The organism is Mesorhizobium sp. WSM4846 (assembly GCF_055811415.1).
Map to the genome: position 1 here is coordinate 89,431 of NZ_JBVVPZ010000001.1, position 6,132 is coordinate 95,562.

The following is a 6,132-nucleotide window of genomic DNA, read 5'->3' on the forward strand; positions in this document are numbered from 1 at the left end:
CACCAATGAGGGGTTAGACCCGAATGTCCCAATTATTTCGAACTATGTCAATCGGGACACTTTTGCGGACCGATGCCGAGTCTATCCTCGACCCATCAATGTCAAACGGGAAAGGAAAGCCCCATGTCGGACTCAGCCAAAGGCAAAGCGCCACGCCGTGCCCTCATCGTCGTCGACGTTCAGAACGACTACGACGGCGGCAATCTCGCCATCAAGCACCCGCCCTTCCGCGACACCGTCGCCAATGTGGCGCGCGCCATGGACGCGGCCGCCGAGGCAGGCGTCAAGGTGGTGGTCGTCAAGCAGTTGGCGCCGGAAACCTCACCGGTCTTCGCCAAGGGCAGTCACGGCGCAGAATTGCATCCCGAGGTCGCGAGGCGAAACCGCGACCACTATATCGAAAAGACCTTGCCAAGCGCCTTCACCGGCACCGACCTCGAGGAATGGCTGCGCGCCAACGCTATCGATACGATTACGGTCATCGGCTACATGACGCATAATTGCGATCTGTCGACGGTCATCCACGCCGTCCATATGGGCTTTGCGGTCGAGTTCCTGTCGGATGCAACGGGGTCGTTGCCCTATGCCAACAGCGCCGGCTACGCCTCGGCCGAGGACATCCATCGCGTGGTGACGGTTGTCCTGCAGTCGCGCTTCGCCGCCGTTCTCAAGACCGCCGAATGGATCGACTGCCTGAAGACCGGCGTGCTGCCCGAGCGCGATACGCCCTACGCCTCCAACCAGCGCGCGCTGGCACGCAACGCCGCTTAGAAGTTTGGCGCGGCCAAGCAAAAGAGGGCGCCGCATCGCTGCGGCGCCCCTATCATTGCGGCCTTCGAAATTCTCAGAACAGGCCTTCGATCTGGCCCATCTCGTTCAGGAATATCTTCTCCGAGGACGGTGCCTTGGGCAGGCCGGGCATGGTCATGACCTCGCCGCAGATGACGACGATGAAGCCGGCGCCGGCAGACAGCCTGACCTCGCGCACCGGCACAGTGTGGCCGGTCGGCGCGCCGCGCAGGTTCGGATCGGTCGAAAACGAATATTGCGTCTTGGCCATGCAAACCGGCAAATTGCCGTAGCCGGCGTGCTCCCAGGCGTGGAGCTGGTCGCGCACCGACTTGTCGGCGATCGCTTCGGATCCGCGATAGATGCGCTGGACGATGGTGTTGATCTTCTCGAACAGCGGCATGGCGTCGGGATAGAGCGGCGCAAACTGCGAGGAGCCGGATTCGGCCAGCGTCACCACCTTGTTGGCGAGTTCCTCGATGCCGGCCGAGCCGTGGGCCCAGTGCTTGCACAGGATCGCCTCTTCGCCCATCGAGGCGACGTAGTCCTTCATCGCCCTGATTTCAGCGTCGGTGTCGGAATAGAAATGGTTGATGGCGACCACGGCAGGCACGCCGAACTGCCTGACGTTCTCGATGTGACGGCCGAGATTGGCGCAGCCCTTCTTGACCGCCTCGACGTTCTCCTTGCCGAGATCTTCCTTCTTGACGCCGCCATTCATCTTCATGGCGCGCACGGTGGCGACGATGACCGTGGCCGCCGGCTTCAGGCCGGCCTTGCGGCACTTGATGTCGAAGAATTTTTCGGCGCCGAGATCGGCGCCGAAACCGGCTTCGGTGACGACATAGTCGGCAAGTTTCAGCGCCGTCGTGGTGGCGACGACCGAGTTGCAGCCATGCGCGATGTTGGCGAAGGGGCCGCCATGGACGAAGGCCGGGTTGTTCTCCAGCGTCTGCACCAGGTTGGGCTGCATGGCGTCCTTGAGCAGCACGGCCATGGCGCCGTCGGCCTTGAGGTCGCGGGCATAGACGGCCGACTTGTCGCGGCGATAGGCGACGATGATGTCGCCGAGGCGCTTTTCCAAATCCTTCAGGTCGGTGGCGAGGCACAGGATCGCCATGACCTCCGAGGCGACGGTGATGTCAAAGCCGCCCTCGCGCGGAAAACCGTTGGCGACGCCGCCGAGCGAGCAAATGATCTCGCGCAGTGCGCGGTCGTTCATGTCCATGACGCGGCGCCAGACGACGCGGCGGATGTCGATACCGAGTTCGTTGCCCCAGTAGATGTGGTTGTCGATCAGCGCCGAAAGCAAATTATGCGCCGTGGTGATGGCATGGAAATCGCCGGTGAAGTGGAGGTTCATGTCCTCCATCGGTACGACCTGCGCATAGCCGCCGCCGGCAGCGCCGCCCTTGACGCCGAAATTCGGCCCGAGCGAGGCCTCGCGGATGCAGACGATGGCCTTCTTGCCGATGCGGTTGAGACCGTCGCCGAGGCCCACCGTCGTCGTCGTCTTGCCTTCGCCGGCCGGCGTCGGGTTGATGGCGGTGACGAGGATCAGCTTGCCGTCCCTGTTTGCCTTCACCGACTTGATGAACTCGGCCGAGATCTTCGCCTTGTCGTGGCCGTAAGGCAAAAGATGCTCGCTTGGAATGCCGATTTTCTGGCCGATCGCCTGGATCTGCTTCTTGTCGGCGGCGCGCGCGATCTCGATGTCGGACTTCACTTCGGCCATGGCGGCTTTCCTCTGGATTGGACGGTGGAGGGGACGGGTTTGATCAGTGTGGTCGCAAGCCTGTTCGAAACAGCCCGGTACTGCAGGCGAGGGCACGTTCTAGCCCTGTCGCTGCCGTGGCGTCAACTTGCATGCAACTATGTTTCCTATAGAGAAAGACGGCTCCTGGTCGACCTGACCCGGATCTTCGCGGGTTGTCGCGCCGTATAGAAGCCAGAGCACGCGCCGTCCTGCCGTCTCAAAACAGCCGCGGAATGCACGGAATGCGACAGGGTTGGAACGCCGGTCGGCGCTTCGAGCGGTGGCGCTAGAATGCGCCGATCTGGTGCATCAGCCCCAAGCCGTCAAGCTGGCCGAAATGTTCGACCACGATGCCGTTCTCGACGCGATCAATGTTAATCACACCAACCGAGACGCAATTTCCGCTCGGTGCGACGCCGTGGAAGATGCCGGTGTGCGTGCCCTGAAAGCGACCGCGCAGGCATCGCCGATATAGTCGTCGATGACGTGATGGCCGTCGGGGAATCCAACAAAGAATTCGGTGAGCGATTTTCGCCAGTCATCGAAGCCGATCGGATTGGCGCTGGCGAGATGAACGGTGAGATCCGGAGAGACCAGACCGGCCAGTCTATCCCAGTCTTGCGCATCGATCGTGGCATAGAAATTTCGAGCAAATTCCCGGATATCCATCGCGTGTCCTCGCTGGCTGCCGCCCACGGTTGAACGACGGCGAGACGATCAGGTTCCGCTCCCGGAGATGCGCAGCCGAACTGCTGCGACAGGACGTTGCCGATCTCGACCAGGGCCAGCGGTGATTCAAGCCAAGGCGTCTTTCACCAATCGCTTGCTCACCGATCCAGGACGGACCTGACCTCGACGAGGTTCGATCGAACCCTAAGCACATAAAAACCCATCGTGGTGAGGTGGGTGGGCATGATCCAGCCATCCTCGCGGCCGTTGGAGATTATCAGAGGCTGGATGGCGAGCGCTGCCTTGAGCTGGCCTTCCACGCTGTTCCACAGCGGCGTGAGGCCGCGATTGTCGAGGATCTGCTGAAAATCGTGATGCGCCGCCGTCAGGATGCCGTAATAGCCGTAGAGCTGGCCGTAGGCGAACCAGAAGCGGTCGTCAGCGCGCGTGTCGAACCAGCCGCTGTTGAAGTTCTGCGAGCGGTCGCGGATCAGGTCCGACGTCGAGCCTATGTCACTCGCGATCCGGTCGACGAACTGCAAAAGATTGTCGGCGCGCGCGTTGAAGACAACCTCGCATTTCATGAGCCGGTCGTTGAAGGCGCGAAGGCTGCTCGCCGCCGTGCGATAGAAACTCGGCGTCGGGGTTTTCGGACCAAAGGGCCTGAGGCCGAAGTACCAGGTTTCCTCGTCGAAGGTGATCGCGCCGCGCGCATCCTGCAGGTTCTGGTCGATCTGGCTGGTGCCGCGGACGCGGCCCAGCGTGTCGACAAGCTCGACCGTGGTGCGCCGGATGGCCTGATTGACCCCGCGCTGGAAGGAAGCCTTGTTGTCGAGAAACGGCGTGCGGTCCCAGTCCATGCCGAAGAGCCCGAGCTTGTAGAGTATCATCGACGAGATCCAGGCATTCTCGTTGACGTTGAAATCGATGAGATCGGCCGTAACCTGGACAATGGCCGAGTGGGTGCAGGTCTTGACCTCTCCCTCGACGCCAGCGGTTTCCCCGGTGGCGGAAGGAGCGGGCTGTGCCGGCGTGGTTCCGGCCGGCTGCGTGAACCTATATGCTTCCGCATAGGCGGGATTGAAATTGCTCCAGACCTGCGTGTTCCAGATGAAATAGCCGTAGAGGCCGATCAGCATGAGCAGAGCGAGGCCGAGCACCGCCTTCAGGATCCAGCCGCGCTGCGTATACCAGCGCCCGGCCCACAGGAACGGCCACAGGATCACGCCGACGGCGAAGCCGATGCCGCGGCCGATCCACTGGAACATCCGTGTGAAGAAGTTCACGATCGGATCAAGCATGGCGATGTCACCCCTCGTCAGTCAGCCAAGAGTTCGATAACGTTAGGCATTCAATCGGTAAGGCCGTAGAGGCGTGTGCGAAACGCCACCTTGTCTTTCAGATATGTGGTTTTCAGAACGTCCACAACATGCGATCGCCAGGCGTCGCTGAAGCCGTCATAGTCGCTGTAAAAACCCGGTTTGTTGAAGACGTAGCGCGAGACGAAATCCTGCGGCACGAAATCCGAGATCAACTGGTTGGTCAGCCAGGCGTCGGGATGTCCGGGCTTGGCCCGGATCGTCAGGAAACGCTGCTGCGGGAACACGTCCTCGACCTTGAGATAGCCGAGGTGAGCGATCTCGCGTTTGGCGGCGTTGAGGAAAGGAAAATTGCCGTCCCTGGTGATCAGGTCGGCATGGCTGTGGATCCAGGTCTGCAGCCAGACCTTGTCGACGTCGGTCAGGTTGCGGTCGGGCTCGGCGTCGCGGATCAGCGCGCGCACCACCATTTCGGCGCGGTGTTCGAGATAGCCTGAAGTTTCGATCCACGAGGCACGCGGCAGTTCGATGCGGCCGGTCGCGGCGAGGAACTTGAACACCCTGTCGGCATCGTTGATCGAGAGGTAGCTCACCTGCCACGGCCGCGAGCGGCGGAAGCCGGGTGCTGCCGGGTCGCTGATCACCGTCGTCATGTCGGGGTCGATGAACACATAGAGCCCGCCGAAATGGCTGGTCCAATAGGCGCTGTGGCGAAAGATCACCTGATCCGGCACCAGCGCGTTCTCGCGGATGTCGCCGCAGATCTTGGCAAGCTCGACCATGCGGGTGAGCATGGCGCTGTCGCGCCAGGCGTCCGGCTCCTGCTTCAACCGGTCGACGAGCTTGCCGAGTTCGGCGGCTTTGCCGAGCACGTCCTCCGCCGACAGCACCTTGAACTCGACTTGGTTGATCGACAGCAGGTCCTCGATGTCGTCGACCTTGGGGACCGAATCCTCGATCTCGCCGTAGATGACATCCTTGATGGTCAGCGCGTCGATGGCGCGCTGGTTCGTCGACATGAACTCGAACATCAGCTGCGAGGTGTTGGAAAAGGCGGTGTGGACCACCGGCAGGTCGACCTGCGACGGCGTCAGGAGGATGAAGCGGCGATTGATCTCGTTGGGATCGAGGTAGCTGTAGTCGCCGCATTCCTCGGCCACTTGCGGCGAGAAGCCGGTGCGGTCGATCTCGAAGCTCTTCAGCTTCGTCGGCTTCAGGCCGAAGGCGACCAAAGCCTTGTTGTAGCGCTGGATCAGATGCGGCTCGTCGATGGTCAGCAGCCGGCCATAGATCAGCTCGTTCTCGCGCAAAAGGTCGGACTTCCTGGCGGGGCTCATTCTCCCTTCTCCCCGTTCACGGGGAGAAGGTGCCCGAAGGGCGGATGAGGGGCGCGAATCTCCCTTCTCCCCTTGTGGGAGAAGGTGGCCGAGCGAAGCTCGGTCGGATGAGGGGTGTTCCAGCTTGACGAATGCCCCTCTTCCGTCGCCATCGGCGACACCCCCCCGGGGGGGGGCCCCCGGGGGGGCCCCCCCCCCCCGCCCCCCCACCAGGGGAGGGGGGGGGGGGGGGGGGGGCCCCCAAACCCAAACCCACGAGGTT

The 6,132-nt window shown here is 62.2% G+C and carries 4 protein-coding genes and 1 pseudogene; 1 reads left to right on the forward strand and 4 read right to left on the reverse strand.

From position 1 onward, the window contains the following. The first annotated feature begins 123 nt into the window (after nucleotides 1-123). The gene (locus tag AC0L15_RS00470; RefSeq protein WP_287280462.1) at nucleotides 124-771 is read left to right on the forward strand and encodes a cysteine hydrolase family protein; all 648 of its coding nucleotides are present in this window, start codon (nucleotides 124-126) and stop codon (nucleotides 769-771) included. Between the two features lie 73 nt (nucleotides 772-844). On the opposite strand, the gene AC0L15_RS00475 is transcribed toward AC0L15_RS00470, so the two are convergent. The 4 genes and pseudogenes from AC0L15_RS00475 to AC0L15_RS00490 all read right to left on the reverse strand — a co-directional run bounded on the left by AC0L15_RS00475 (nucleotide 845) and on the right by AC0L15_RS00490 (nucleotide 5,870). After that, nucleotides 845-2,524: a formate--tetrahydrofolate ligase gene (locus AC0L15_RS00475; RefSeq protein ID WP_287052570.1), complete on the reverse strand. Its 1,680-nt coding sequence runs from the start codon at nucleotides 2,522-2,524 to the stop codon at nucleotides 845-847. 307 nt (nucleotides 2,525-2,831) lie between these two features. Next, nucleotides 2,832-3,214: pseudogene (locus tag AC0L15_RS00480) on the reverse strand (ester cyclase). A gap of 158 nt (nucleotides 3,215-3,372) precedes the next feature. After that, nucleotides 3,373-4,515: a DUF2333 family protein gene (locus AC0L15_RS00485; RefSeq protein ID WP_128247185.1), complete on the reverse strand. Its 1,143-nt coding sequence runs from the start codon at nucleotides 4,513-4,515 to the stop codon at nucleotides 3,373-3,375. A gap of 50 nt (nucleotides 4,516-4,565) precedes the next feature. After that, the gene (locus tag AC0L15_RS00490) at nucleotides 4,566-5,870 is read right to left on the reverse strand and encodes a DUF6638 family protein (RefSeq protein WP_287246342.1); all 1,305 of its coding nucleotides are present in this window, start codon (nucleotides 5,868-5,870) and stop codon (nucleotides 4,566-4,568) included. Between the last annotated feature and the right edge of the window lie 262 nt (nucleotides 5,871-6,132).

What these genes read in the sequence shown, in the direction of transcription:
- AC0L15_RS00470 (WP_287280462.1), top strand. Translation starts at nt 124, where the DNA reads ATGTCGGACTCAGCCAAAGGCAAAGCGCCACGCCGTGCCCTCATCGTC.
- AC0L15_RS00475 (WP_287052570.1), bottom strand. Translation starts at nt 2,524, where the DNA reads ATGGCCGAAGTGAAGTCCGACATCGAGATCGCGCGCGCCGCCGACAAG.
- AC0L15_RS00485 (WP_128247185.1), bottom strand. Translation starts at nt 4,515, where the DNA reads ATGCTTGATCCGATCGTGAACTTCTTCACACGGATGTTCCAGTGGATC.
- AC0L15_RS00490 (WP_287246342.1), bottom strand. Translation starts at nt 5,870, where the DNA reads ATGAGCCCCGCCAGGAAGTCCGACCTTTTGCGCGAGAACGAGCTGATC.